The sequence below is a fragment of the Pseudomonas sp. NPDC088414 genome, from assembly GCF_044753325.1.
Taxonomy (GTDB): domain Bacteria; phylum Pseudomonadota; class Gammaproteobacteria; order Pseudomonadales; family Pseudomonadaceae; genus Aquipseudomonas.
Window position 1 is genome coordinate 190,126 of sequence record NZ_JBIVMY010000003.1, and the last position, 25,109, is coordinate 215,234.

A 25,109-nucleotide genomic window follows, 5' to 3' on the forward strand; every position below is an offset into this window, starting at 1 on the left:
CACTCCTACATTTGGTTTTGGGGTGCGACTGCTAGCCGCGTCGATCGAGAATATTGACCACCAGCCGATCCACCCAGCCCCAGATCCGCTGCTTCACTCGCCGCCACAACGGCCGGCGCTGCCACTCTTCCAAACTGACCTGCTGACTCAGGCCGAAATCCTTCTCGAAACTCTGCACCACCGCTGCCGTCAACGCCGGGTCCAGCGCCTCCAGATTCGCCTCCAGATTGAAGCGCAGGTTCCAGTGATCGAAGTTGCACGAACCGATGCTCACCCACTCGTCCACCAGCACCATTTTCAGATGCAGGAAACACGGCTGATATTCGAAGATCTGCACCCCGGCCTTGAGCAGGCGCGGGTAGTAGCGATGGCCGGCGTAGCGTACCGACGGGTGATCGGTGCGCGGTCCGGTGAGCAATAGCCGGACATCGACACCGCGAGCAGCGGCCTTGCGCAACGAGCGGCGGATTTTCCAGGTCGGCAGGAAATACGGGGTGGCCATCCAGATGCGTTTCTGCCCGCTGTTCAGTGCACGAAACAGCGACTGCAGAATGTCGCGATGCTGACGGGCATCGGCATAGGCCACACGGCCCATGCCCTCGCCCATGTCCGGGACTTTGGGCAAGCGTGGCAGGCCGACATGCGCCGAAGGTTTCCACGCTCGGCGATGGCGGTTGGCGATCCACTGGCGATCGAACAGCACTTGCCAGTCGAGCACCAGCGGGCCGCGAATTTCCACCATCACTTCGTGCCACTCGCTGCTGTCCTGCCCCGGCGTCCAGAACTCATCGGTGACACCGGTACCGCCGACCACTGCCAGACGCTGATCGACCAGCAGCAATTTGCGGTGATCGCGGTAGAAATTGCCGACCCAGCGCCGCCAGTTCAGGCGATTGTAGAAACGCAATTCGACCCCGGCCTTGGTCAGGCGCTGACGCAGGTGCAGGGTAAACGCGAGACTGCCGTAGTCATCGAACAGGCAGCGTACCCGCACGCCGCGCTCGGCAGCCTGGACCAGCGCCTGAACCACGGCTTCGGCGCAGGCGCCCGCCTCCACCAGATACAGCTCCAGTTCAACCTGCTCTTCGGCGCGGGCAATCTCCACCAGCATGCGCGGGAAGAATTGCGGGCCGTCGATCAACAGTTCGAAACGGTTGCCGTCACGCCATGGAAACACCGCGCCGCGCATGTCAGCGCGCCGTGAAAATCAGCACCGCACCCACCGGCACCGACAGACTGATGGCCGACAGACCAGCGAGGTTTCGCAGGGTTTCCAGCCCCGGCACAAGGTCGAAGTCTTCGGCGTTGATCACCAGCGGTTCCAGCGTCACCACCTGAAAACGCCGGTCGTCGAGACGCGTCGCCAGCAGTTCGGCAGGGTATTCATGTTGCTTGCCATGCAGGTTGACGGTCAGCGGCAAACGCAATTCCAGCTGCGCGCCGGGGGCCAGATCGTTGATCGGGCGCAGGTCGATTTGGGTGCTGATGGTCGCTTCGGGGAATTGCTCGATCTGGAACAGCTCCTTGCGCATGCGCTCGTCGCGCAGCGGGATGCCGCTGTTGATCGATTCCAGCTCGACTTCGACCTCGGCCCGACCGTCGGGATCGACCTTGCCGTGCAGCACCAGAAAGCGTTGCACTTCGGAAATGTGGGCGTTTTTCGTGCTGACAAACGACAGCCGCGACGACTCGCCATCCAGATACCAATTGGCCTGCGCCGGCAATGCGGCAGAGGCCAGCAGCAGACTGACAAAGGCTTTGTAGAGGGAGCGGTTGAACATTGAACACTCGTTGGGCGAAAAACCTGCACGAACCTTAACCGCCCACGCCGTTATTGCAAATGTTCAATCTGCGCAAATCTGCCGACAATAAAAATCTCTGTGGCGAGGGAGCTTGCTCCCGCTCGGCTGCGTAGCAGTCGCATGACCCGCCTACACAGTTTTACAGACAGCGCGCAAAGGGCCGCTGCGCGCCCCAACGGGAGCAAGCTCCCTCGCCACAATGGGGAAGTGGCGCTCCACAGATCAGGGATTTAGGCGACAACCCTGCCGTTCGCTCAACCACTGGGCACGGTTGCTGCGGCCCATGCCGCTGACGTTGACGGTTTTGCTCGTGCTGTCATCGCTGAATTCGCTGGTCGGCAGCCACTGTTTCACATAGCCCCGGCAATACTCGGCATCGTTGTTCATCACGTAGCGACACGAACAATATTCCTTCGCCGTGTACGCGCTGATGATGTCGGGGAACGCCCACAGGTTTTCCCGTTCGAGCCAGATCCAGCCCAGCAGCACGATCAGCGCCAGCAGCAGAATCCGCTTGACCAGCTTCATGGCTGCACCGCCTTGAGCACGCGCTTGAGCAATTCGTTATGGCGATAGCTACCGTCGCGATCATCGGCATAGCGCACGATCACCAGTTTCTCGCTGGGAATCACATACAGCGCCTGCCCCCAGTGGCCGAGGGCGGCAAAGGTATCGGGCGGTGCGTCGGGCCACGGTGCGGCGGCGCCATCCGCCGGGCGATTGAGCCACCAGTGGCCACCGGGTACCGCTTCGTCTTGGTGCGCCTTGTAGCCGGCAAAAGCCTCGCGGTTGAAGGCGACCCAATCCTTGGGCAGCAATTGCCGGTCGCGCCAGCGCCCGTCGCGAGCCATCAGCAGACCGACCCGCGCCAGATCCCGCGCCGTGAGATAGGCATAAGAGGACGCGACGAACGTGCCGCCGGCATCGGTTTCCCACACGGCGTGGCGGATGCCCAACGGCTCGAACAGCGCTGTCCATGGATAGTCGGGATAACGCTGCGGGCCAACCATGTTCTTCAGCGCCGCCGCCAGCAGATTGCTGTCGCCACTGGAGTAACGGAACGTCTGCCCCGGCGGCGCATAAGCGTCGTGATTGGCAGTGAACGCGGGCATGTCGCGGTGCCCACGGGTGTAGAGCATCGCCACCACCGAGGATTTCAGCGGGGCGTATTCGTAGTCTTCCTGCCAGTCCAGCCCGGAGGCCCAGTGCAGCAGATCCGCTATGGTGATCGCCGGGTGTTTTTCCAGTGCCGGATAAAACTTCGAAACCGGATCATCCAGTTTGAACAGGCCTTCGCCATAGGCCACACCCAGCACGGTGGCCATCAGGCTTTTGCTGATCGACCAGGTCAAGTGCGGGGTCTCGGCACGGCTCGGGCCGGCGTAGCGTTCGTAGATCAACTGGCCGTCGCGGATGATCAGCAGAGCGTCGGTGCGGATGCCTTGGCGGGTAGTGTCGTCGCGGGGTGGGAAGGCGTAGGTCTCCAATGCCTCGACTGCTGCGCCGCTGATTTTTGCGCCAGCCGGCCATTGCTCACCGGGCCATTGCCCGGCCTGGACCGTGAAGCTGATCAGCAGCAGAAACAGGGACAGGCCTTTGCACATGGTGAGGGCTCTTGGGGGAGAACCTGCTGAGGGTAGTCGGGGTTGATGACAGATGTGTGGTGGTTTCGAGACTGCCATCGCGAGCAGGCTCACTCCTACAAAGGAACGCATTTCACCTGTAGGAGTGAGCCTGCTCGCGATAAGGCCAGTCAGCCCACCGCCAAAGCTTTGGCCAAGCGCTTGGCCCGCGCACCGGCCGCCAACTGCATCACCCCCTGATCACGCTGCCACATCTGCGCCCACTCCGGATTACCCTCGGCCAACACCTGATCGATCTCGGGTTTGAGTGCATCAAACTGCGCAAACAACCCACCCAGCAACACATGCCCCGCCGGATTGTTCGGCGGCTGGCGGCTCGCCTCCGCGCACCCGGCCAACAGCGCCAGCAAGCGCAACAGCAGCGGCTGCGACCAGCCGCTGTCCTGACCGACGCCATACAACCACGCGGTCATCGCGCTCAGCACGTAGATATCTTCCAGGGTGCGAAACGGCTTCACATAAGCATCCCAGCCATCGCCCGCGAGCAACTCGCACAACGCGCCGTCCAGATGCAGCCGACCGTGACTGATGTCCGGCATCAGCGGCAGCGCCGGGAGTTTTTCCACGCGCACGCCGGGCTCGCCGGGATAGACCACCGCCAGACTCAGGCGCGGCGTTTCGCCGGGCTCTTCAGTGCGCGCGGCGATCAATAGCCAGTCCGCCGCATCCCCGGCGGTGACGAAATCCTTTCGCCCGTTGAGGCGCAAATCCGTCAGGCGCGTCTGCATGTCCGCCGGACGCAAACTGCGCTGTTCGGTCGCACACAAGGCGCCAAGGCTCGGCGGCGCGCTGGGCCAGAGCATGCGTAACGCCGCCTGATACCCCACCAGAAATGCCAGCCCCGGCGTCGCCATCCGCCGGCCTCCGGCCACGGCCAGTTCGAACGGCGTCACATTGCCCAATTGATGCAGCAAGGTGGCGAAACCTTCCGCCAGATCAGCCACGGCGGGCAGGCGTTCACGGCTTTCGAGCAGGCTGGGCCAGGGCATAAGAGGCTCCTTGTGGGCTGTCATACAAGCATCACCAAACGTTCATGGCGATGACACCGGGGCTACATAGCCTGACTTTGCACAACATGGCTGCATAAAGAAAGTCGATCGGCTGCAACCCACGACGGGTTCAAGGCCCGTACGGAGATTCAAATGACTCAGATCGCCCGCATCAGCGACACCGGCAATGAACGCCGCCTGCAAGCCGAACGCCTGATCGGCGCCGAGGCCTTGCAGCAAGCCCAGGCCTTGCGTTTCAGCGTATTCAGCGGCGAGTTCAACGCCAAGCTGAAAGGCGCGGAACTGGGTCTGGACATGGATGACTATGATGTTCACTGCAGCCACATCGGCGTGCGTGACCTGAACACCGGGCGTCTGGTCGCCACCACCCGTTTGCTCGATCACACCGCCGCCAGCAGCCTGGGCAAGTTCTACAGTGAAGAAGAATTCAGCCTGCATGGCCTCGCCCATCTGCAAGGCCCGATTCTCGAAATCGGCCGCACCTGCGTCGACCCGGCCTACCGCAACGGCGGCACCATCGCCGTGCTCTGGGGTGAACTGGCCGAAGTGTTGAATCAGGGCGGCTACAGCTACCTGATGGGTTGCGCGAGCATCCCGATGCAGGACGGCGGCGTGCAGGCCCACGCGATCATGCAGCGTCTGCGCGAACGTTATCTGTGCACCGAACATTTGCGCGCCGAACCGAAAAATCCGTTGCCGTCGCTGGATATCCCGTCGAACGTGATCGCCGAGATGCCGCCGCTGCTCAAGGCCTACATGCGTCTGGGTGCGAAGATCTGCGGCGAGCCGTGCTGGGACGAAGACTTCCAGGTCGCCGATGTGTTCATCCTGCTCAAGCGCGACGAACTCTGCCCGCGCTACGCCAAGCACTTCAAGGCGGCCGTGTGATGAGCCGGTTGCGGGTGTACGCGCGGATCGCGCGGGTGCTGCTGGTGGTGGCGCTGGGCCTGACCATGGCCAGCGTCTTCGGCGTGTTCGAACGCCTGGGCCTGGCGCATTCGATGCAACGTCGACAGCGCTGGTCGCGGTTTTTCATGGCGCGCCTGAGCCATGCCCTGCCCTTTCGCGTGACTGTGCATGGCGAATTGCCGAAGCAGCCGATGCTGTGGGTCAGCAATCATGTGTCATGGACTGACATTCCGCTGCTGGGCATGCTCACGCCGCTTTCATTTCTGTCCAAGGCCGAAGTGCGCACCTGGCCGGTGGCGGGTTGGCTGGCGGCCAAGGCTGGCAGTCTATTCATCCGTCGCGGCTCGGGTGACAGCCAGTTGATCCGCAAACAGATGACCCGCCATTTGCAGACGCAGCATCCGCTGCTGATGTTCCCGGAAGGCACCACCACCGATGGCCGCTCGCTGCGCACCTTTCATGGTCGCCTGCTGTCGGCGGCGATTGATTCAGAGGTGATGCTGCAACCGGTGGCGATCCGTTATCTGCGCGATGGCGAGATCGACACGCTGGCACCGTTCATTGGCGACGATGATCTGCTGTCGCACCTGATGCGGCTGTTCAGCCATGATTGCGGCGATGTCGAAGTGCACCTGCTCAAGCCGATCGCCTGTCAGGGACGCGAACGTGCGGCGCTGGCGTTCGAAGCGCAGCAGGCGGTGCAGAAGGCGTTGTTTGGTGATATCGCCAAACCAGCCGAACCACGGCGTGCCGGCGAGTTGATCGCTGCCTGAAACAAAGATCCCTTTTGTAGGAGTGAGCCTGCTCGCGATAGCGGAGGTCGGTCGATATTTATTCGACTGATCCACCGCTATCGCGAGCAGGCTCACTCCTACAAGGTTTCAGGGGGATGGCTGATGTTGTGCAAAATCCTGAAGCTGCGGATAAAAAAGCCGGAAATCCTCACTCAGCGGTTCATACAACCGCCGCAATTCCTGCATCGCCCCCGCCAATTCCTCAGGCCGCGTCAGACGCCGCGAGATCCCGCGCAGCACCTGCTCCAGCACTTCAAACTCCTGATACGACCCCAGCCAGTCATTGGCAACCATGTGCGGCGCGATTTGCGCCAGGCGCTCGGGCAATTGCCGTTCATTCGACAGCACCCGGTACACGTCACGGGTGAACTGCTGCAGCGGTTGATCGGCGTACAGCGTCCAGTCCCGCGCCAGGCAATGGTCGAAAAACACATCGAGGACGATCCCGGCATAACGCCGCCGGGTCGCGGTGAAACGCCCGAGGGCGATGTCCACCAACGGGTGGCGATCGGTGAACACATCAATGCGCCGATGCAGCTGAATCGCCGCTTCAATCGGCGGTGCAAACTGCCCTTGCAGGCGTCCTTTGACGAAATCGCCATACAGACTGCCGAGTAATTGCTCGGGGCGCTGGCCTCCGAGGTGTAAATGTGCGAGATAGTTCATGGGCGCAGCTTAGCACTGCGCGCTTTCATCGTTACACCACACGTATCGTTATAACCCGATATACCGATTTATGCGGTCGTCAGATCAAATTCATATTGGTATATCGCGAAATACCGATTTAAAGTTCGCCTCATCGCGATATAGCGCTACAGATCACGAGCACAAAGCCATGAACCTCGACCTCGACGAAATAATAAAAGCCCTGGCACACCCAGTACGGCGAGACATCCTCATCTGGCTGAAAGACCCCAAAGCCCAGTTTCCTGAGCAGATTCACAACCACGAGTACGGCATCTGCGCCGGGCAGATCGATCAACGCTGCGGCCTGTCGCAGTCGACCGTCTCCGCCCACCTAGCAACCCTGCAACGTGCAGGTTTGATCAGCAGCCAGAAAGCCGGCCAGTGGCACTTCTTCAAACGCAACGAGGACGTGATCCAGGCGTTCCTCGACGCCATCGTCAAAGAGCTCAGCGCTCCCACAAGGAATTGACTCAAATGCCCCTCTCGCTACTCATTCTGGCCTTGAGCGCCTTCGCCATCGGCACCACCGAGTTCGTCATCATGGGCCTGCTGCCCGATGTGGCGGCCGACCTTGGTGTGTCGATCCCCGGCGCTGGCTGGCTGGTGACCGGTTACGCCCTGGGCGTGGCCATCGGTGCGCCGTTCATGGCACTGGCCACCGCAAAACTGCCGCGCAAGGCTGCACTGGTAGCGCTGATGGGGATTTTCATCGTCGGTAACCTGCTGTGCGCCATCGCCAGTGACTACAACGTGCTGATGTTCGCCCGTGTCATCACCGCGCTGTGCCATGGTGCGTTCTTTGGTATCGGTTCTGTGGTAGCTGCCGGGTTGGTGGCGCCGAACAAGCGTGCATCCGCCGTGGCGCTGATGTTCACTGGCCTGACCCTGGCCAACGTCCTCGGTGTCCCGCTGGGTACGGCGCTGGGCCAGGAAGCCGGTTGGCGTTCGACCTTCTGGGCGGTGACCGTGATTGGTGTGATCGCGCTGATCGGTCTGATCCGCTTCCTGCCGGCCAAGCGTGACGAGGAAAAACTCGACATGCGCGCCGAACTCGCCGCCCTCAAAGGCGCCGGCATCTGGCTGTCGCTGAGCATGACCGCGCTGTTCGCTGCGTCGATGTTCACCCTCTTCACCTATGTCGCGCCGCTGCTCGGTGATGTCACCGGTGTCTCGCCAAAAGGCGTGACCTGGACCCTGCTGCTGATCGGCCTGGGCCTGACGGTGGGCAACATCATCGGTGGCAAATTGGCGGACAAGCGTCTCGGCGCGACCCTGATCGGCGTGTTCGTGGCGATGGCGGTGGTTTCCACCGTGCTGAGCTGGACCAGCGTTGCGCTGATCCCGACAGAAATCACTCTGTTCCTCTGGGCCACCGCTTCGTTCGCCGCCGTCCCGGCGCTGCAAGTCAACGTGGTGACCTTCGGCAAGGCCGCACCGAACCTGGTGTCGACCCTGAACATCGGCGCTTTCAACATCGGCAACGCCCTGGGCGCCTGGGTCGGCGGCAGCGTCATCGCCCACGGTTTCGGCCTGACCAGCGTGCCCTTGGCCGCAGCAGCCCTGGCGGTACTCGCGCTGCTGGTGACCCTGATCACTTTCCGTCAGAACGGCGATGCCGGTCTGGCCCCTGCTACCCACTGATTAACCACTTCACTGACGAGGGTTGTACACATGGCAACTATTTTCGATCCGATCAAACTGGGCGACCTCGAGCTGTCCAACCGCATCATCATGGCCCCGCTGACCCGCTGCCGCGCTGATGAAGGCCGCGTACCGAACGCGCTGATGGCCGAGTACTACGTGCAACGCGCCTCCGCCGGTCTGATCCTGTCCGAAGCCACTTCGGTGACGCCGATGGGCGTTGGCTACCCGGACACCCCGGGCATCTGGTCCAACGACCAGGTGCGCGGCTGGACCAACGTAACCAAAGCGGTGCATGCGGCCGGCGGCAAGATCGTCCTGCAACTGTGGCACGTCGGCCGCATCTCGCACCCGTCGTACCTCAACGGCGAAACCCCGGTCGCGCCGAGCGCCATCCAGCCGAAGGGTCACGTCAGTCTGGTGCGCCCACTGGCCGACTATCCGACCCCGCGTGCTCTGGAAACCGCTGAAATCGCCGAGATCGTCGAGGCCTACCGCACCGGTGCCGAAAACGCCAAAGCCGCCGGCTTCGACGGTGTGGAAATCCACGGCGCCAACGGCTACCTGCTCGACCAGTTCCTGCAAAGCAGCACCAACCAGCGCACCGACAACTACGGCGGCTCCCTGGAGAACCGTGCACGTCTGCTGCTGGAAGTGACTGACGCGGCGATCGACGTCTGGGGCGCCGGCCGTGTCGGCGTGCACCTGGCACCCCGCGCCGACTCCCACGACATGGGCGACGACAATCTGGCCGAGACCTTCACTTATGTGGCTCGCGAGCTGGGCAAGCGCGGCATCGCCTTCATCTGCTCCCGCGAGAAAGAAGGCGCCGACAGCCTCGGCCCACAATTGAAAGAAGCCTTCGGCGGCGCGTACATCGCCAACGAACGTTTCACCAAGGACAGCGCCAATGCTTGGCTGGCTGAAGGCAAGGCAGACGCGGTGGCGTTCGGCGTACCGTTCATTGCCAACCCGGATCTGCCAGCCCGCCTGAAGGCCGATGCACCGCTCAACGATGCGCGTCCTGAACTGTTCTACGGCAAAGGCCCGGTCGGCTATATCGATTATCCAGCGCTGTAAAAAACATCAACCAACAAGTAAGCCCTGCCTCGAAAGAGTCAGGGCTTTTTTATTTGCACACATTTAAAGATTCGCCTTCGAAAGAATACAAACCTAAACTTCGCCTTGCAACTTACCACTTGCACATCAACCAACTTAATCAAGCAAGGATATATAAAAATGAACAATATAGACCCAAATAAACTTACATTTCTCCTGCAAATCACCAATGCCACGGATTCTACTTTCTGGCTTGATGATTCCTCTCCAAAGCACCCACCCTTGACCCCTATCGATAAGATCCTTCCTTACCAGACCGTCTTTATGATGTTTGAGGGAGATCCTCATCTGAAGCAGGACATCGTTATTGATTACGATATCAAAAAAGAGATATTCAGCACTTACGTCTGTTACACCAACTACAAACAGAAAGTACAGTTCGACACCTCGCTCAGTTATTGCTACAGAAAAATGGCGGGGCACCGGGCTCCAAAATTCGAACTCTTCTGGGATAAAAATGCTTTCTCTATTGGCGCCGAACCCATCACCTGCGACGCATTATTGGCAAATGAAAACCCGGTTTATCCTTACAGCAATAAGATGGTCGCATTTATGACGCCATCGGACTGATAGAGAGTTATCCCCTCATGCAGTAACGGTAAAGGCGCAAGGCAACTCACCACCGTGGCTCCAGCCCATCGGAAGTGACGCAGCCCAGTGGTAAAAATCGGGCACAGGGGACACAGAAACAAAACGGACCGGTTGGTGCGTATCGGCTGCTCGGCGCCCTTTTAGCCCGAGCGTTAACACTCATTCACACAGTCGACACAAAACCCCTACAAAATACGTAGCTCGCTACCTATCAACCCGGCCGACGTACGTATATAAAAGCACCCCATTACAGAAAGTCTTGAAGCAGGGACATTTCCCCGCTTCAAGTCTTGACACGGATAGATTCAATTACGCATTTTGTTTCATTTGCGCAGACTGGGGCTCAGGCGCAGCATATCCAGCCCTGTATCGACCCAGCGCTCGGCTTCGGCATGCAATTGAAAGCTGTCCGGCGCCAACAGCCATCCATACAGGAGGCCATCGATATACGCATGAATGCTGATGGCCGCCCGGGCAGTGTCGAGATCTTCCGGCAACTGGCCGCGATTGACCGCATTACGCAGGGTCAGGCCGATGCGCAGGTTGCAATCGAGACTGGCCGTGCGGCGCTGCTGGCGCAGATCGCACATTTCATCGGTGAATTCGCACTTATGAAACAGAATCTCGTTGATGCGACGGGTCTTCGGATCCAGGGCTACCTGATGGAACAGATGGATCAACAGCTTGCGCATGCACCCCAACGGGTCGAGTTCATCCTCGCTCTCGCTGGCCTTGGCCAATTCATCCAGCGGTTCATGCAGGCTGTCGAGCATCGCCTGCACCAGATCAGCCTTGTTGCTGAAATGCCAATAGATGGCCCCGCGCGTGACGCCGGCCATTGTCGCGATATCCGCCAGGGTCGTGCGCGCCACGCCCCTTTCATAAAACGCTTTCTCGGCCGCTTCGAGAATCTGGCTGCGCGTTTCCTGAGCTTCCTCTTTGGTACGACGGACCATGGCAGTAAAACCTCAAACGGGATGTTTCAGGGATGGCTGAATATCCGCTGAATAAAGAGGGGGCCGATCTCTCACGAATCAGCTCCCCGGCCTACAATTTCAAACCTTGCGACGCATTTTGTAACAGGGTGGGTACGACGCCAAGCTATTTACAAACAACCATGAACGTAAGTATATTCCTTAGCAAGCTACTTATCCACTCGACCCGATTTTTTTACCCTTTCACACTTCTTGTGCGCAATGTGCGCGCCTGACCCGAGGATCTTCATGCAATTCAAGCCAGCTGTTACCGCTCTGGTCACTGCCGTCGCCCTGGCATCGCTGCTCAGCGGATGTAAAAAGGAAGAAGCGGCCCCAGCCGCTCCGCCTCCTCAGGTCGGCGTCGTCACCCTGCAACCACAAGCGTTCACCCTCACGTCGGAACTGCCGGGGCGCACCAGTGCGTATCGCATCGCTGAAGTTCGACCACAGGTCAACGGCATCATTCTCAAGCGTCTGTTCAAGGAAGGCGGCGACGTCAAAGCCGGCCAGCAGCTATATCAGATCGATCCGGCAGTCTATGAAGCGACCCTGAAAAGCGCAGAAGCCAACCTGCGTTCGACCAAGTCGATCTCTGACCGCTACAAGCAACTGGTCGACGAGCAGGCCGTGAGCCGCCAGGAATACGACACCGCCGTGGCCAATCGCATGGAATCGGAAGCGTCGCTGCAGAGCGCGCAGATCAACGTGAAATACACCAAGGTCTACGCGCCGATCTCCGGCCGCATTGGCCGTTCTTCGGTGACCGAAGGCGCGCTGGTCAGCAATGGTCAGGCCGACGCGATGGCGACGATCCAGCAACTGGACCCGATCTACGTCGACGTCACCCAGTCCTCGGTTGAACTGCTCGAACTGCGCCGCGAGCTGGAAAGCGGTCGTCTGCAGAAGGCCGGCGACAACTCGGCAGCGGTCAAGCTGACCCTGGAAGACGGCAGCCAGTACAAGCTCGACGGCAAGCTGGAATTCTCCGAAGTATCGGTGGATCCGACTACCGGTTCCGTGACCTTGCGCGCCGTGTTCCCGAACCCGGATCACACCCTGCTGCCAGGCATGTTCGTCCGTGCCCAGTTGCAGGCCGGTGTCAACGCCGCGGCCATTCTGGCGCCGCAGCAAGGCGTGACCCGCGACCTCAAAGGTACGCCGACCGCACTGGTTGTCGGCGCGGACAACAAGGTTGAACTGCGTCAGCTCAAGGCCAGCCGTACCGTCGGCAGCCAGTGGCTGATCGAGGATGGCCTGAAAGCCGGCGATCGTCTGATCACCGAAGGTCTGCAGTACGTTCGCCCAGGTGTTCAGGTCAATCCGACCGAAGCGACCAACGTAGCCAAGAACCCGGCCCCCGCTCAAGCAGCTGACAAAGCCGCTGGCGGCAAAGGGGAGTAACTCATGTCGAAATTTTTTATCGACCGTCCGATTTTCGCCTGGGTAATTGCCCTGGTGATCATGTTGGTCGGGGCTCTATCGATCCTGAAATTGCCGATCAACCAGTACCCGAGCATTGCGCCTCCGGCCATCGCGATCTCCGTAACCTACCCGGGTGCTTCGGCACAGACGGTTCAGGACACCGTGGTCCAGGTGATCGAACAGCAGCTCAACGGTATCGACAACCTGCGTTATGTGTCCTCGGAAAGTAACTCCGACGGCAGCATGACCATCACCGCGACATTCGAGCAAGGCACCAACTCCGACACCGCGCAGGTTCAGGTTCAGAACAAGCTGAACCTGGCCACCCCGCTGCTGCCGCAGGAAGTTCAGCAACAGGGTATCCGCGTGACCAAGGCAGGGAAGAACTTCCTGCTGGTGATCGGCGTGGTGTCGCGTGACGGCAGCATGACCAACGACGACCTGTCCAACTACATCGTGTCGAACATGCAGGACCCGATCTCGCGGACCGCCGGTGTCGGTGACTTCCAGGTCTTCGGTGCCCAGTACGCGATGCGCATCTGGCTCGACCCGGCCAAGCTGAACAAGTACAACCTGACTCCGGCTGATGTCAGCAGCGCGATCTCGGCGCAGAACGTTCAGGTGTCTTCCGGTCAGCTCGGCGGTCTGCCGGCGCTGCCTGGCCAGCAGTTGAACGCCACGATCATCGGCAAGACCCGTCTGCAGACCGCCGAGCAGTTCAAGGCGATTCTGCTGAAGGTCAACCAGGACGGTTCGCAAGTGCACATCGGCGATGTCGCTGACGTTGGTCTGGGTGGCGAAAACTCGACCATCTCGGCGCAGTTCAACGGCAAGCCATCGTCCGGTCTGGCGGTAAAACTGGCCAACGGCGCCAACGCCCTCGACACCGCCAAGGCGCTGCGCAAGACGATTGACGAACTCAAGCCGTTCTTCCCGCAAGGCATGGAAGTGGTATTCCCGTACGACACCACCCCGGTGGTGACCGAATCGATCAAGGGTGTGGTTGAAACCCTGGTCGAAGCGATCGTGCTGGTGTTCCTGGTGATGTTCCTGTTCCTGCAGAACTTCCGCGCCACGGTCATCACCACGATGACCGTGCCGGTGGTATTGCTCGGTACCTTCGGCATCCTCGCGGCGTTCGGCTTCAGCATCAACACCCTGACCATGTTCGGTATGGTGCTGGCCATCGGCTTGCTGGTGGACGACGCCATCGTCGTGGTGGAGAACGTCGAGCGGGTGATGAGCGAAGAAGGCTTGTCACCGAAGGAAGCGACCAAAAAGTCCATGGGCCAGATCCAGGGCGCTCTGGTCGGTATCGCGCTGGTTCTGTCGGCGGTACTGCTGCCAATGGCGTTCTTCAGCGGCTCCACCGGTGTGATCTACAAGCAGTTCTCGATCACCATCGTCTCGGCCATGGCCCTGTCGGTGATGGTTGCCCTGATCTTCACCCCGGCACTGTGCGCCACCATGCTCAAGGCCATCCCGAAAGGCGAGCACGGCACGCCGAAAAAAGGTTTCTTCGGCTGGTTCAACCGCAGCTTCGACCGTGGCGTGAAAAGCTACGAGCGCGGTGTCGGCAACATGCTGTCGCGCAAAGCGCCTTACCTGCTGGCCTACGTCCTGATCGTGGTCGGAATGATCTGGCTGTTCACCCGCATTCCGACCGCGTTCCTGCCGGAAGAAGACCAGGGCGTACTGTTCGCTCAGGTGCAGACCCCGGCCGGCTCCAGCGCCGAACGTACGCAAGTCGTGATCGACGAAATGCGTTCCTATCTGCTGGATAAGGAAGCGGGCGCAGTGGCGTCGGTGTTCACCGTGAACGGCTTCAACTTCGCCGGTCGTGGGCAGAGCTCGGGTCTGGCGTTCATCATGCTCAAGCCGTGGCACGAACGTGATTCGAACAACAGCGTGTTTGCCCTGGCCCAGCGCGCCCAGCAGCACTTCTTCAGCTTCCGCGATGCGATGGTGTTCGCCTTTGCTCCGCCGGCAGTACTGGAGCTGGGTAACGCCACCGGTTTCGACGTGTTCCTGCAGGACCGCGCCGGTATCGGTCACGAAAAACTGATGGAAGCGCGTAACCAGTTCCTCGGCATGGCTGCGCAGAGCAAGGTGCTCTACCAGGTGCGTCCGAACGGGCTGAACGACGAGCCGCAATATCATCTGGAAATCGACGATGCGAAGGCCCGCGCCCTGGGCGTGAGCATTTCCGACATCAACAGCACCCTGTCGATCTCCTTCGGTAGTAGCTACGTCAACGACTTCATCGACCGCGGTCGCGTCAAGAAGGTGTACATCCAGGGCCAGGCCGGCTCGCGGATGAGCCCGGAAGACTTGAAGAAGTGGTACGTGCGCAACAGCGCCGGGACCATGGTGCCGTTCTCCGCATTCGCCAAGGGCGAGTGGATCTACGGCTCGCCGAAACTGGCGCGTTACAACGGTGTGGAAGCGATGGAGATTCTCGGGTCTCCGGCGCCGGGTTACTCCACCGGTGAAGCGATGGCCGAAGTCGAAGCGATTGCCAAGAAGCTGCCGGCCGGTGTCGGTATCTCCTGGACCGGTCTGTCCTACGAGGAACGTCTGTCCGGCTCGCAGGCGCCAGCGCTGTACGCCCTGTCGCTGCTGATGGTGTTCCTGTGTCTGGCGGCGCTGTATGAAAGCTGGTCGATTCCGATTGCGGTCATGCTCGTGGTACCACTGGGGATCATCGGTGCGTTGATGGCCACCAGCCTGCGTGGGCTGTCCAACGACGTGTACTTCCAGGTGGGCCTGTTGACGACCATCGGTCTTGCGGCTAAAAACGCCATTCTGATCGTCGAGTTCGCCAAGGAGCTGCATGAACAAGGGCGCAGTCTGCGCGATGCGGCGATCGAAGCGTGCCGCATGCGTCTGCGACCGATCATCATGACCTCGCTGGCGTTCGTCCTCGGTGTAGTACCGTTGGCTATCTCCACTGGCGCAGGTTCGGGCAGCCAGCATGCGATCGGTACGGGCGTGATTGGCGGTATGCTCACGGCTACGATTCTGGCGATCTTCTGGGTCCCACTGTTCTTCGTCACGGTTTCGTCCATGGGCCAGCGTAAAATCGCCGACCAGGATGAGACGACTGAAACTCCTAAAGAGGCTGGCCAATGAGCAAGTCGCTACTCTCCATCGCAGTCGCCGCCTTCGTGCTGAGCGGTTGTTCGCTGATTCCTGACTATCAGCGACCAGAAGCACCGGTTGCGAACCAGTTCCCGCAGGGCCCGGCTTACTCGCCGGCCCAGGCACCGGCGCAAGCCGCTGCCGAGCAGGGCTGGAAGCAGTTTTTCCATGACCCGGCCCTGCAGCAACTGATCCAGGTATCGCTGGAAAACAACCGCGACCTGCGTGTCGCGGCGTTGAACATCGACGCCTATGCGGCTCAGTACCGCATCCAGCGTGCCGACCTGTTCCCGGCCGTTTCGGCGAACGCCACCGGCAGTCGCCAGCGCGTTCCGGCACGGGCTTCGCAGACCGGTGAAGCGGGCATCACCAGCTCCTACACCGCGACCGTCGGCATCAGCGCCTACGAACTCGACCTGTTCGGTCGGGTGCGCAGCCTGAGCGAACAAGCGCTGCAACAATACTTCGCCACCGAAGAAGCGCGCCGCAGCACGCAGATCAGTCTGGTGGCCAGCGTGGCCAACGCGTACATGACCTGGCAGGCCGACAAGGAACTGCTCAAGCTGACGCAAGACACCCTCGGTGCCTTTGAAGAAAGCTACAAGCTGACCAGCCGCAGCAACGAAGTCGGTGTGGCCTCGGCGCTGGACCTGGCGCAGTCGCGTACCTCGGTGGAAAACGCCCGGGCGCAACTGGCCAAGTACACCCGTCAGGTGGCTCAGGACGAAAACAGCCTGACCCTGCTGCTCGGCACCGGCATCCCGGCCAATCTGCAAGCGGCCAAACCGCTGTCGGATGACCTGCTGAGCGATGTACCGGCCGGTCTGCCTTCGGACCTGCTGCAGCGTCGTCCGGACATCCTGCAAGCCGAGTACAACCTGAAAGCGGCCAACGCCAACATCGGCGCCGCCCGTGCAGCGTTCTTCCCGAGCATCAGCCTGACCGCCAACGCGGGCAGCCTGAGCCCGGACCTGTCCGGTCTGTTCAAGGGCGGCTCGGGTACCTGGCTGTTCCAGCCACAGATCAACCTGCCGATCTTCAACGCCGGCAGCCTGCGCGCCAGCCTCGACTACGCCAAGATCCAGAAGGACATTGGCGTGGCGAACTACGAGAAGTCGATTCAAACCGCCTTCCAGGAAGTCGCCGACGGCCTGGCCGCGCGCCAGACCTACACCGAGCAGCTGCAGGCGCAGCGTGACTTCGTCGCGGCCAACCAGGATTACTACCGCCTGGCCGAGCGTCGTTATCGCATCGGTGTCGACAGCAACCTGACCTTCCTCGACGCCCAGCGTCAGTTGTTCAGTGCGCAACAGGCACTGATCACCGACCGCCTCGCGCAGCTGACCAGTGCGGTCAACCTGTACAAGGCTCTGGGTGGCGGCTGGAATGCGCAGACCGCGCAGAACGAACCGCTGAAAGAAGAAGCGCCGAAGATGAAGCTGTTTTGATCTTTGGTTGAGAAAAAAGCCCGCTATCCAGGCGGGCTTTTTTTTGCATGAAAGAATCTCTCAACAAACGTTCAGAAATATCAATATTCAAACTCAGCCCAAAAATCATCAGCTTCTACTTTTACTACCTGCCCATCACGATCTACATAATTAAACGAAAAAGTTCCATCAATGCGTTGCTTCACGTCATTATCAACGATGCCGTGAACTTTCAGTATGCCCTTACCAAATGCATCCCCACTAATTCCTCCATTCGGCCTTCCGGTTCCAAACATAGCGCAAACTTCCCAGTCGTCGTCGAAAGGATTCTTAATTTCGTAGGTCTTTTTTTGCAACTTATGATTAGCCAGCAGCATGACTGCTGGTACTCTGGCGTCCGTATCCTCCCCAAAGTAGGCCTCAACTACAGTACGCCAACTCTCAATATAGAAGTTGAACCATCCCGTCTGCAGCTTTTCATCCTCCTGCCCCTCTCGCTTGACACGAAGTTCAATGAACCCACTTGTAGATTTTACCAGCTTTAAATTTTCACCAAATTTTTTAACTTCACCAACATCAACACCACTCGAACCTTTCATAACAAGCCCTTCCCTTCCATAACAAGAGCAAAAAATTTACGCCACTTTCTCTCTCACGCACAACTGTCACTACTGACAGTTGACTTTTTTATACCACTGCAATCAGCATGAAATATTTTATAGAAAGCAAAAACTCCTGGTGCCACTTTCTGCAATCGCCGCGCCCAACAAGTTCAGAATATTCAGAGATTTGCAAAAGCCGCTACATCCGGGGCACAACGTTGGTACTGAAATTCACATGCGACGCCCAGCGTCAGTTGTTCAGCGCGCAACAGGCACTGATCACCGACCGCCTCGCGCAGCTGACCAGTGCGGTCAACCTGTACAAGGCCCTGGGCGGTGGCTGGAATGCGCAGACCGCGCAGAACGAACCGCTGAAAGAAGAAGCGCCGAAGATGAAGCTGTTCTGATCATCCGGTGAACACAAGGAGCCCACCATTTGGCGGGCTTTTTGTTGCCTGAAAATCAAAAGATCGCAGCCTTCGGCAGCTCCTGCATTTGAAATGCGTTTCCCCTGTAGGAGCTACCGAGGCTGCGATCTTTTGCTGTTCGATAATCGCCCAAAACCCGCTTTCACCGATTGAATCCCGCCCACCGCGCCCCGCACCATTCGCTCCACAACACCAATAACAACAGGTTCGACACCATGCTCACGCGCCCTGCCTCGCCCGGCTGATCACCACCGCCTTATCCCTGAATCTGCAATTTCTTGCCCGCCCCGAAAGCGGCGCAACGAACCCGTTCGCCCTAAAAAAATAACAAGAGACCCTGCGATGACTCATCCAACCGCGCCGTACGCATTCCCCGGCCTGATCGCCCTGGCCCTGACCGGCGTCGCCTTGCCCGCCGCTGCCGAAGAAGCCGGTTTTGTCGAAGGCGCCAGCGCCAACCTGAACCTGCGCAACTTCTACATCAACCGCAACTTCACCAATCCGACCAAGGCTCAGGGCAAGGCTGAAGAGTGGACGCAGAACTTCATCCTTGATGCCAAATCCGGCTTTACCCAGGGCACCGTCGGCTTCGGCATGGACGTGCTCGGCCTGTACTCGGTAAAGCTCGATGGCGGCAAAGGCACCGGTGGCACGCAACTGCTGCCGCTGGATCACGACGGGCGGCCGGCGGACAACTTCGGCCGCACCAACGTCGCGTTCAAGGCCAAGCTCTCTCAGACCGAAGTGAAGGTCGGCGAATGGATGCCGGTGCTGCCGATCCTGCGCTCGGACGATGGCCGCTCGCTGCCGCAAACCTTCCGTGGCGGGCAGATCACCTCGAAGGAGATCAACGGTCTGACCCTGTATGGCGGGCAGTTCCGCGCCAACAGCCCGCGCGATGACAGCAGCATGAGCGACATGTCGATGTTCGGCAAAGCGGCGTTCACCTCCGATCGCTTCAACTTTAAGGGCGGTGAATACCAGTTCAACGAAAAACGCACGCAGATCGGCCTGTGGAACGCCGAACTCAAGGACATCTACAGCCAGCAATACCTCAACCTGACACACAGCCAGCCACTCGGCGACTGGACGCTGGGCGCCAACCTGGGCTTCTTCTACGGCAAGGACGATGGCAGCGCCCGCGCTGGCGAACTCGACAACAAGACCTGGTCGGGGATGTTCTCGGCTCGCTACGGCGGCAACACCTTCTACGTCGGCCTGCAAAAACTCACCGGCGACAGCGCCTGGATGCGCGTCAACGGCACCAGCGGCGGCACCCTGGCCAACGACAGTTACAACTCCAGCTACGACAACGCTCAGGAGCGATCCTGGCAGGTGCGCCACGACTACAACTTCGCCGCCCTGGGCATCCCCGGCCTGACCCTGATGAACCGCTACATCAGCGGCGACAACGTGCACACCGGAACCATCACCGATGGCAAGGAGTGGGGCCGCGAATCGGAACTGGGCTACACCGTGCAGAGCGGCACCCTGCGCGACCTCAACGTACGCTGGCGCAACTCGACCCTGCGCCGCGACTTCAGCAACAACGAGTTCGACGAAAACCGTCTGATCATCAGCTATCCGATCAGCCTGCTCTGAACCCGCACGCCGGCGCTACGGCGCCGGCATCAACCACTGGTCAGCCCGGACTGGCGATTTGTCGAGGCGCAGATACAGTCAACAGAGTGTGTAAATTCTCCAGCCTGCTGTAGGAGCCCTTAGTTTTCTTCCGTTATCTCCGGATGCTGTACGCGAAGCTGCCTTGGCCACGGAGGTCAGGTATGAGCAAGCGAATAGTTATCGTCGGTGGCGGTGTAGGTGGAACCATGCTGGCCAATCAACTGGTCGGCAAGCTGTATCCCGAAGTTCTACGCGGCGACGTCTCGATCACATTGCTGTCCAGTTCCCCCGATCATTACTACAAACCTGCGTTCATGTACGTGGCGTTCAGTCAGTTCTTCGAAGAGGAACTCAAACGTCCGGAACGCTCATTGTTGCGCCCGGAAATCAGTTTCCACGTTGAAGAAGTCACCCGTTTCGACTTTTCCGGGCAGCAATTGCGCACCCGAACCGGCAAGCGCTTCGACTATGATTTTCTGGTGATCGCCACCGGTTGCGTACCGGCGCCGGAACGCATCGCGGGTCTGCAAGAAGCCGGCGACCACTTCTATCAATACCTTCCTGCCCGGCAGCTGGCGCAACGCCTGAACAGCATCGAAAAAGGCCGGATTTTCATTACCGTGTCCTTCCCGCAAACACCGAACGTCCCGCACCAATGCGGAATCGCGCCCGTGGAAACGACATTGATGCTGGATGATTTGTTGCGTCGCCGGGGCGTTCGCGAGCAAGTGGAAATCATCTACACCTACCCGACGGTTGCCCAGCTATTGCGCAATTGTCTGTTCTTGCAGCGTCCCACGGGTGAAATCCTGCCGAGCATTTTTGCCCGGAAAAACATTCAATTTCAGCGCGGCTTCACCCTGAGCCATGTGGATCCCGATGCAAAAGTCGCCTACTCGGCCGAGGGCGATGCGCAACCCTTCGATATCCTGATGGCTACTCCGCCAATCCAGGCCGTCGAGGTGGTGCGTGAATGCGGCATCTCACAAGCCGCCAATGATGAAGGATGGCTGCCGACCAATCACGAAACGCTGCAGGTCTACGGCCTGGAGAATGTCTACGTGATCGGCGACACCGTCGATCTGCCGGTCAGCAAGGCCGGCGGCGCCTGTCATAACCAGGCGCCGGTGATCGCCAACAACATCACCGCCCAGATCCGTCTTGGCGCACCCAACTCGGTATACGACGGTCGGGTACAGGCGGTAGCACAAATGGGCCTGAATGCCGGGATGCCACTGTGGTACGACTACACCCACGATGTATTGCCGACACCCCCGACCAAATTGGGCGGCCTGCTCAGAAACGGTTTCAATCGCGGTCTTTACTGGGCGGTGGCCCGGGGAATGCTTTGACCCTGCACAGGGAGGAGTGATTGCTCATGAACATGCCCGAGGAAATGTCAGCCACGCCCGGGTTCACTGCCTTGATGGCAAAACTGCAGCCGTTAATCGACGGCGGACGCCTGGAGAATATTGTCGACCTGCTTTCACTGGTTTCCGACATCGCCGATCTGCTCGACACGGCCATGGTGGAAAAACTCGCGCAATTGTTCGAGAGCGGCACTGCCGCCACCTGGACAGTCAGTAATGCAGTGCGCAAGGCCAAAGCCGAAGTATCGGCACAGTCAGAGGCGCCGGGCACTCTGGCGTTACTCAAACTGCTGAATGAAGAGGACACACGCAAAGGCGTGGCCGTTGTTCTGAAAACCCTCAACGTCATTGGACGACAACTGTATCCGCCAGAGAGGACCTCCTCATGAGCGCCAAACTCGAAACGGCAGGGAACGCCTGCACTCACTGGGACGCCAAGGCGTACCAGCAGTTTTCCCGTCTCAGGCAACGCCCGGTCCACGAATTGCTCGACCGTGTCGATCTGCACGACCCCAAACGCATTTATGACCTGGGCTGTGGCACCGGCATCGCCACGCAGTTGCTGGCCGAGCGCTGGCCGCGTGCGCAGTTGCTGGGAGTCGACAGCTCGCGGCAAATGCTTGATCAGGCTCGTTGCCTGCCGATCAACGCCCAATGGCAAGAGTGCGACCTGCTCGATTGGCAACCCGGACAACCCGCCGACCTGCTGCTCGCGGCGGCGGTGCTGCATTTCATCGGCGATCATCAACAGCTGCTGCCGCGCCTGCTGGGGCATCTCAACCCCGGCGGCTGTCTGGCGGCGCACATGCCGGACTGGCGCGATGCCCCGTGGTATCGATTGATGCTCGACACCCTCGACGATGCCGGCCCGGGACACACCCCCATCGGCACAGCAGAACTGCGCCGGCGCATGGCGGCGCGGCCGTTGTTGACGCTGGAGGACTACTACCGCTTGCTGGCGCCGCTGACCACGTCGCTGGATATCTGGGAAACCGAGCAATTGCAGGTGGTTGACGGCAAGTCACCGGTGTACGACTGGGTGAAGGTTTCGGCGCTGCGGCCGGTGATGCAGGCGCTGGATTCAGAGGAACAGGCGCGGTTTATCTATCACTTCCTGATGCGGGTGCACGAGCATTACCCGCCGGAGAAAAACGGGCATACGCTGTTTCCGTTCAAGCGGATTTTCATTGTTGCCAAGGTGTGATGTGTCACGACAAGTATCGCCATCGCGAGCAGGCTCACTCCTAGAATGGAACACGTTCATCTGTAGGAGTGAGCCTGCTCGCGATGGCGTCAGTTCAGGCACCATCACTCCCGGGATTCGACGCCCAGCTCATCCCACACCGACTCCGCCAGATGAAACGTCGCATTCGCCGCCGGGATCCCGCAATAAATCGCGCTCTGCATGATCACTTCCTTGATCTCGCCCCGGCTCACACCGTTGTTGGCCGCCGCACGCAAATGCAGTTTCAGCTCGGCCTCGCGGTTCATCCCGATCAGCATGGCGATGGTGATCAGGCTGCGGGTATGCCGTGGCAGGCCCGGGCGCGTCCAGATGTCGCCCCAGGCGTGGCGGGTGATCATCTCCTGGAATTCCGAGTTGAACTCGGTCAGTGTGGTCAGGCTGCGATCGACATGCGCATCGCCCAACACCGCACGGCGCACTTGCAGGCCTTCGTCGTAACGTTGTTTCTCGTCCACAAATCTTCCCTCACTGAGCGTTCAGAAACGCCAACACCCGATCACTGAAATCGGCACCGGCCTGCACGTTGGACAGGTGCGCGGCATGGAACTCGGCGTACTCGGCGCCGCGCACATGCTCCTGAATGAAATGCCCACCAGACGGTGGCGTTACCGCATCTTCGGTACCCGCGATGACCAGCAGCGGCAGGTTGATCGAGGCCAGTTGCTCACGGAAATCGGCATCACGCACCGCCGCGCAATTGGCCGCATAACCTTCCGGCGAAGTGGCTGCGAGCATGTCGGTGATCTTCTTCGCTGCAGCCGGATTGGCCGCGGAAAAGTCCGGAGTAAACCAGCGCGCAATCGACGCATCACGCAGCGCGACCATCGCTGCCGGGCCATCACGCAGCACGGTTTCGATGCGCGGGTTCCACACCGATGGATCGCCAATTTTTGCGGCGGTATTGCACACAATCAGTTTGTGCAGACGATGACCGGCATTGATCCCCAGCCACTGACCGATCAAGCCACCCATCGACAATCCGCAGAAATGCGCACGTTCGATGTGCAGCGCATCCAGCAGCCCCAGCACATCACGGCCCAGTTGCTCGATGCTGTACGGCCCCGGCGTCACCAGCGACTGGCCGTGACCACGGGTGTCGAAACGCAGCACCCGGAAGTGCTCGGTGAACGCGGGTATCTGTGCGTCCCACATGTGCAGATTGGTGCCCAGCGAGTTGGACAGCACCAACACCGGCGCATCGACCGGGCCGTCCCATTGATAGTGCAGTTCGCCATCGGCGAGTTGAACAAAAGCCACAGCCCTCTCCTTCAGACAGACAATGCGTTGTGTTCGGCCACTGCGCGCTCGACCCAGACTTGTGCCTGGCCGAGGTAGTGCGCAGGGTCGAGCAGATGATCCAGTTCAGCGCTGCTCAGTTCGGCGGTCACTTGCGGCTCGTCGCCGAGCACCGCACGCAGGTGGCGCTGTTCGGCCACCGCGCGTTTGCAGCATTGTTCGAGCAGGTGATGTGCGGTGTCGCGGCCGACCCGCTGGGCGAGGACGATGCTCACCGCTTCGGCCAGCACCAGCCCTTGAGTCAATTGGAGGTTGCGCGCCATGCGTTCGGCATCGACTTCCAGACCATCGGCCAGCAGGCGCGCCTGTTGCAGCGCACCTGACACCAGGCAGCAGATCTCCGGCAGGGTTTCCCATTCGGCATGCCACAGACCGAGACTGCGTTCGTGCTCCTGGGGCATGGCGCTGAACAACGTCGAGACCAGCCCCGGCACCCGTGTCGCCGCGCCGATCAACACCGCCGCGCCGACCGGATTGCGTTTGTGCGGCATGGTCGACGAACCGCCCTTGCCCGGCGCCGACGGCTCGAACACTTCCGCCGCTTCGGTCTGCATCAACAGACTGACGTCGCGCCCGAGTTTGCCGAGGCAGCCGGCGATCAAACCGAGCACCGCGCCGAACTCGACGATGCGATCCCGCTGTGTGTGCCACGGTTGTTCAGGCAAGCTCAGTTGAAGCTCTTCGGCCAACGCCTGGGCGATCGGCAGCGCTTGCTCGCCGAGCGCCGCGAGGGTGCCGGAAGCACCGCCGAATTGCAGCACCAGCAGCCGTGGCTTGAGTTCGCGCAGACGCTGACGGCTGCGGGTCACCGCGCCGAGCCAACCGGCGATCTTCATCCCGAGGGTGACCGGTGTGGCGTGCTGCAGCCAGGTGCGCCCGGCCAGTGGAGTCGCCGCATGCCGTTGGGCTTGGGTGGCGAGCGAATCGGCCAGCGCTGCCAGATCGCTTTCAATCAGTTCCAGCGCCTGCCGTAATTGCAGCACCAGCCCGGAATCCATCACGTCCTGACTGGTGGCGCCCAGATGCACATAACGCTCGGCCTCGGCACTGCTCGCAGCGATCTGCTTGCCCAACGCCTTGACCAGTGGGATCGCCGAGTTACCGGCCGTGGCAATCGCCTCGCCCAGCGCCGCGAAGTCATACAGACCGGCATTGCAGGCGGCGGCAATCGGTGCCACGGCAGACGCCGGAATTACCCCGACCCGCGCCTCGGCCCGGGCCAGTGCCGCTTCGAAATCGAGCATCGCCTGCACCCGGCCCTGATCGCAGAACACCTCGCGCATATCGCGGGCCGTGAAATAGGCATCGAACAATTGATTGCCCGGTCGCTGAGTCATAAACAGTCCTTGCCGGCGCGGGTCAATGCGGCCCGCGCTCATCG

At 60.3% G+C, this 25,109-nt stretch carries 24 protein-coding genes and 1 pseudogene; 14 read left to right on the forward strand and 11 right to left on the reverse strand.

Annotated features, from left to right (window positions below):
- Window positions 1-31: 31 nt before the first annotated feature.
- The 5 genes from ACIP8I_RS05940 to ACIP8I_RS05960 form a co-directional block, all read right to left on the reverse strand.
- Window positions 32-1,189 carry a phosphatidylserine/phosphatidylglycerophosphate/cardiolipin synthase family protein gene (locus tag ACIP8I_RS05940; protein WP_400759440.1) on the reverse strand — a complete coding sequence of 386 codons (1,158 nt, stop codon included), beginning with the start codon at window positions 1,187-1,189 and terminating at the stop codon, window positions 32-34.
- A 1-nt stretch (window position 1,190) separates the two neighbouring features.
- Window positions 1,191-1,781, reverse strand: coding sequence for a YceI family protein (locus ACIP8I_RS05945; protein WP_400759442.1), 591 nt, complete (start codon window positions 1,779-1,781; stop codon window positions 1,191-1,193).
- Window positions 1,782-2,024: 243 nt separating this feature from the next.
- Entirely contained in the window at window positions 2,025-2,330 is a 306-nt protein-coding gene (locus ACIP8I_RS05950; protein WP_400759445.1) for an amidase, read from the reverse strand.
- Entirely contained in the window at window positions 2,327-3,406 is a 1,080-nt protein-coding gene (locus ACIP8I_RS05955) for a serine hydrolase domain-containing protein (RefSeq protein ID WP_400759447.1), read from the reverse strand. Before ACIP8I_RS05955 ends, ACIP8I_RS05950 begins: the two co-directional genes overlap by 4 nt.
- 149 nt (window positions 3,407-3,555) lie before the next feature.
- Window positions 3,556-4,434, reverse strand: a complete 879-nt coding sequence (locus ACIP8I_RS05960; RefSeq protein ID WP_400759450.1) for an acyl-CoA dehydrogenase — start codon at window positions 4,432-4,434, stop codon at window positions 3,556-3,558.
- Between the two features lie 153 nt (window positions 4,435-4,587).
- Here ACIP8I_RS05960 and olsB point away from each other — a divergent pair, with 153 nt between their 5' ends.
- On the forward strand, window positions 4,588-5,343 hold the full coding sequence (olsB, locus tag ACIP8I_RS05965; protein WP_007963187.1) for an L-ornithine N(alpha)-acyltransferase: 756 nt from the start codon (window positions 4,588-4,590) through the stop codon (window positions 5,341-5,343).
- Window positions 5,343-6,137 carry a lysophospholipid acyltransferase family protein gene (locus tag ACIP8I_RS05970; RefSeq protein WP_400759453.1) on the forward strand — a complete coding sequence of 265 codons (795 nt, stop codon included), beginning with the start codon at window positions 5,343-5,345 and terminating at the stop codon, window positions 6,135-6,137. Before olsB ends, ACIP8I_RS05970 begins: the two co-directional genes overlap by 1 nt.
- Window positions 6,138-6,245: 108 nt before the next feature.
- Here ACIP8I_RS05970 and ACIP8I_RS05975 read toward each other — a convergent pair whose 3' ends face one another.
- Window positions 6,246-6,824: an ACP phosphodiesterase gene (locus tag ACIP8I_RS05975; RefSeq protein WP_400759456.1), complete on the reverse strand. Its 579-nt coding sequence runs from the start codon at window positions 6,822-6,824 to the stop codon at window positions 6,246-6,248.
- A 169-nt stretch (window positions 6,825-6,993) separates the two neighbouring features.
- Here ACIP8I_RS05975 and ACIP8I_RS05980 point away from each other — a divergent pair, with 169 nt between their 5' ends.
- From ACIP8I_RS05980 to ACIP8I_RS05995, 4 genes are all read left to right on the forward strand, one after another.
- Window positions 6,994-7,314, forward strand: coding sequence for a helix-turn-helix transcriptional regulator (locus ACIP8I_RS05980; RefSeq protein WP_003222436.1), 321 nt, complete (start codon window positions 6,994-6,996; stop codon window positions 7,312-7,314).
- Between the two features lie 5 nt (window positions 7,315-7,319).
- Window positions 7,320-8,486: an MFS transporter gene (locus ACIP8I_RS05985; RefSeq protein ID WP_400759458.1), complete on the forward strand. Its 1,167-nt coding sequence runs from the start codon at window positions 7,320-7,322 to the stop codon at window positions 8,484-8,486.
- Between the two features lie 30 nt (window positions 8,487-8,516).
- Window positions 8,517-9,566: an alkene reductase gene (locus ACIP8I_RS05990; protein WP_007963183.1), complete on the forward strand. Its 1,050-nt coding sequence runs from the start codon at window positions 8,517-8,519 to the stop codon at window positions 9,564-9,566.
- A 159-nt stretch (window positions 9,567-9,725) separates the two neighbouring features.
- A complete protein-coding gene (locus ACIP8I_RS05995; RefSeq protein WP_367083543.1) occupies window positions 9,726-10,175 on the forward strand; it encodes a hypothetical protein in 450 nt (149 codons plus the stop codon).
- 344 nt (window positions 10,176-10,519) lie between these two features.
- On the opposite strand, the gene emhR is transcribed toward ACIP8I_RS05995, so the two are convergent.
- Window positions 10,520-11,152 (reverse strand): efflux system transcriptional repressor EmhR, encoded by a 633-nt coding sequence (emhR, locus tag ACIP8I_RS06000; protein ID WP_027614407.1) that lies wholly within the window; start codon window positions 11,150-11,152, stop codon window positions 10,520-10,522.
- A gap of 267 nt (window positions 11,153-11,419) precedes the next feature.
- Here emhR and emhA point away from each other — a divergent pair, with 267 nt between their 5' ends.
- Genes emhA through emhC form a run of 3 tightly spaced genes read left to right on the forward strand, consistent with a single transcriptional unit; the run spans window position 11,420 to window position 17,184 of the window.
- On the forward strand, window positions 11,420-12,574 hold the full coding sequence (emhA, locus tag ACIP8I_RS06005) for an efflux RND transporter periplasmic adaptor subunit EmhA (RefSeq protein ID WP_400759461.1): 1,155 nt from the start codon (window positions 11,420-11,422) through the stop codon (window positions 12,572-12,574).
- Between the two features lie 3 nt (window positions 12,575-12,577).
- The gene (gene emhB / locus ACIP8I_RS06010; protein WP_400759464.1) at window positions 12,578-15,727 is read left to right on the forward strand and encodes an efflux RND transporter permease subunit EmhB; all 3,150 of its coding nucleotides are present in this window, start codon (window positions 12,578-12,580) and stop codon (window positions 15,725-15,727) included.
- Window positions 15,724-17,184, forward strand: coding sequence for an efflux RND transporter outer membrane subunit EmhC (gene emhC, locus ACIP8I_RS06015; protein ID WP_007963178.1), 1,461 nt, complete (start codon window positions 15,724-15,726; stop codon window positions 17,182-17,184). Before emhB ends, emhC begins: the two co-directional genes overlap by 4 nt.
- Window positions 17,185-17,264: 80 nt before the next feature.
- Here the strand turns inward: emhC and ACIP8I_RS06020 are convergent, their stop codons facing one another.
- Entirely contained in the window at window positions 17,265-17,762 is a 498-nt protein-coding gene (locus ACIP8I_RS06020; protein WP_400759467.1) for a hypothetical protein, read from the reverse strand.
- A 239-nt stretch (window positions 17,763-18,001) separates the two neighbouring features.
- Between ACIP8I_RS06020 and ACIP8I_RS06025 the strand changes: the two are divergent.
- The 5 genes and pseudogenes from ACIP8I_RS06025 to ACIP8I_RS06045 all read left to right on the forward strand — a co-directional run.
- Window positions 18,002-18,172 (forward strand): annotated as a pseudogene (locus ACIP8I_RS06025) (multidrug transporter); the annotation flags it as partial.
- 363 nt (window positions 18,173-18,535) lie between these two features.
- Window positions 18,536-19,795 (forward strand): OprD family porin, encoded by a 1,260-nt coding sequence (locus tag ACIP8I_RS06030; protein WP_400759470.1) that lies wholly within the window; start codon window positions 18,536-18,538, stop codon window positions 19,793-19,795.
- A gap of 182 nt (window positions 19,796-19,977) precedes the next feature.
- Complete coding sequence (locus ACIP8I_RS06035) at window positions 19,978-21,168, forward strand: FAD/NAD(P)-binding oxidoreductase (RefSeq protein WP_400759472.1); 1,191 nt, start codon at window positions 19,978-19,980, stop codon at window positions 21,166-21,168.
- 26 nt (window positions 21,169-21,194) lie between these two features.
- Window positions 21,195-21,575 carry a DUF1641 domain-containing protein gene (locus ACIP8I_RS06040; RefSeq protein WP_400759474.1) on the forward strand — a complete coding sequence of 127 codons (381 nt, stop codon included), beginning with the start codon at window positions 21,195-21,197 and terminating at the stop codon, window positions 21,573-21,575.
- Complete coding sequence (locus tag ACIP8I_RS06045) at window positions 21,572-22,390, forward strand: methyltransferase domain-containing protein (protein ID WP_400759475.1); 819 nt, start codon at window positions 21,572-21,574, stop codon at window positions 22,388-22,390. Before ACIP8I_RS06040 ends, ACIP8I_RS06045 begins: the two co-directional genes overlap by 4 nt.
- 104 nt (window positions 22,391-22,494) lie before the next feature.
- Here the strand turns inward: ACIP8I_RS06045 and pcaC are convergent, their stop codons facing one another.
- From pcaC to ACIP8I_RS06060, 3 genes are read right to left on the reverse strand one after another with little or no spacing between them, the layout of a single operon-like run.
- Window positions 22,495-22,887 carry a 4-carboxymuconolactone decarboxylase gene (gene pcaC, locus ACIP8I_RS06050; protein WP_400759478.1) on the reverse strand — a complete coding sequence of 131 codons (393 nt, stop codon included), beginning with the start codon at window positions 22,885-22,887 and terminating at the stop codon, window positions 22,495-22,497.
- A 10-nt stretch (window positions 22,888-22,897) separates the two neighbouring features.
- Complete coding sequence (pcaD, locus tag ACIP8I_RS06055) at window positions 22,898-23,689, reverse strand: 3-oxoadipate enol-lactonase (RefSeq protein WP_400759481.1); 792 nt, start codon at window positions 23,687-23,689, stop codon at window positions 22,898-22,900.
- A gap of 11 nt (window positions 23,690-23,700) precedes the next feature.
- On the reverse strand, window positions 23,701-25,065 hold the full coding sequence (locus tag ACIP8I_RS06060; RefSeq protein WP_400759484.1) for a 3-carboxy-cis,cis-muconate cycloisomerase: 1,365 nt from the start codon (window positions 25,063-25,065) through the stop codon (window positions 23,701-23,703).
- Window positions 25,066-25,109: the final 44 nt, after the last annotated feature.

Bases quoted from the DNA above. Each gene is read 5' to 3' on its own strand.
- emhR (WP_027614407.1), bottom strand. From the start codon at position 11,152: ATGGTCCGTCGTACCAAAGAGGAAGCTCAGGAAACGCGCAGCCAGATT.
- olsB (WP_007963187.1), top strand. From the start codon at position 4,588: ATGACTCAGATCGCCCGCATCAGCGACACCGGCAATGAACGCCGCCTG.
- ACIP8I_RS06020 (WP_400759467.1), bottom strand. From the start codon at position 17,762: ATGAAAGGTTCGAGTGGTGTTGATGTTGGTGAAGTTAAAAAATTTGGT.
- emhB (WP_400759464.1), top strand. From the start codon at position 12,578: ATGTCGAAATTTTTTATCGACCGTCCGATTTTCGCCTGGGTAATTGCC.
- ACIP8I_RS06040 (WP_400759474.1), top strand. From the start codon at position 21,195: ATGAACATGCCCGAGGAAATGTCAGCCACGCCCGGGTTCACTGCCTTG.
- ACIP8I_RS05940 (WP_400759440.1), bottom strand. From the start codon at position 1,189: ATGCGCGGCGCGGTGTTTCCATGGCGTGACGGCAACCGTTTCGAACTG.
- ACIP8I_RS05960 (WP_400759450.1), bottom strand. From the start codon at position 4,434: ATGCCCTGGCCCAGCCTGCTCGAAAGCCGTGAACGCCTGCCCGCCGTG.
- emhA (WP_400759461.1), top strand. From the start codon at position 11,420: ATGCAATTCAAGCCAGCTGTTACCGCTCTGGTCACTGCCGTCGCCCTG.
- ACIP8I_RS05970 (WP_400759453.1), top strand. From the start codon at position 5,343: ATGAGCCGGTTGCGGGTGTACGCGCGGATCGCGCGGGTGCTGCTGGTG.
- ACIP8I_RS05990 (WP_007963183.1), top strand. From the start codon at position 8,517: ATGGCAACTATTTTCGATCCGATCAAACTGGGCGACCTCGAGCTGTCC.
- ACIP8I_RS05985 (WP_400759458.1), top strand. From the start codon at position 7,320: ATGCCCCTCTCGCTACTCATTCTGGCCTTGAGCGCCTTCGCCATCGGC.
- ACIP8I_RS05950 (WP_400759445.1), bottom strand. From the start codon at position 2,330: ATGAAGCTGGTCAAGCGGATTCTGCTGCTGGCGCTGATCGTGCTGCTG.
- ACIP8I_RS06030 (WP_400759470.1), top strand. From the start codon at position 18,536: ATGACTCATCCAACCGCGCCGTACGCATTCCCCGGCCTGATCGCCCTG.
- ACIP8I_RS05945 (WP_400759442.1), bottom strand. From the start codon at position 1,781: ATGTTCAACCGCTCCCTCTACAAAGCCTTTGTCAGTCTGCTGCTGGCC.
- ACIP8I_RS05980 (WP_003222436.1), top strand. From the start codon at position 6,994: ATGAACCTCGACCTCGACGAAATAATAAAAGCCCTGGCACACCCAGTA.
- ACIP8I_RS06035 (WP_400759472.1), top strand. From the start codon at position 19,978: ATGAGCAAGCGAATAGTTATCGTCGGTGGCGGTGTAGGTGGAACCATG.
- ACIP8I_RS06060 (WP_400759484.1), bottom strand. From the start codon at position 25,065: ATGACTCAGCGACCGGGCAATCAATTGTTCGATGCCTATTTCACGGCC.
- emhC (WP_007963178.1), top strand. From the start codon at position 15,724: ATGAGCAAGTCGCTACTCTCCATCGCAGTCGCCGCCTTCGTGCTGAGC.
- ACIP8I_RS05955 (WP_400759447.1), bottom strand. From the start codon at position 3,406: ATGTGCAAAGGCCTGTCCCTGTTTCTGCTGCTGATCAGCTTCACGGTC.
- ACIP8I_RS06045 (WP_400759475.1), top strand. From the start codon at position 21,572: ATGAGCGCCAAACTCGAAACGGCAGGGAACGCCTGCACTCACTGGGAC.
- ACIP8I_RS05975 (WP_400759456.1), bottom strand. From the start codon at position 6,824: ATGAACTATCTCGCACATTTACACCTCGGAGGCCAGCGCCCCGAGCAA.
- ACIP8I_RS05995 (WP_367083543.1), top strand. From the start codon at position 9,726: ATGAACAATATAGACCCAAATAAACTTACATTTCTCCTGCAAATCACC.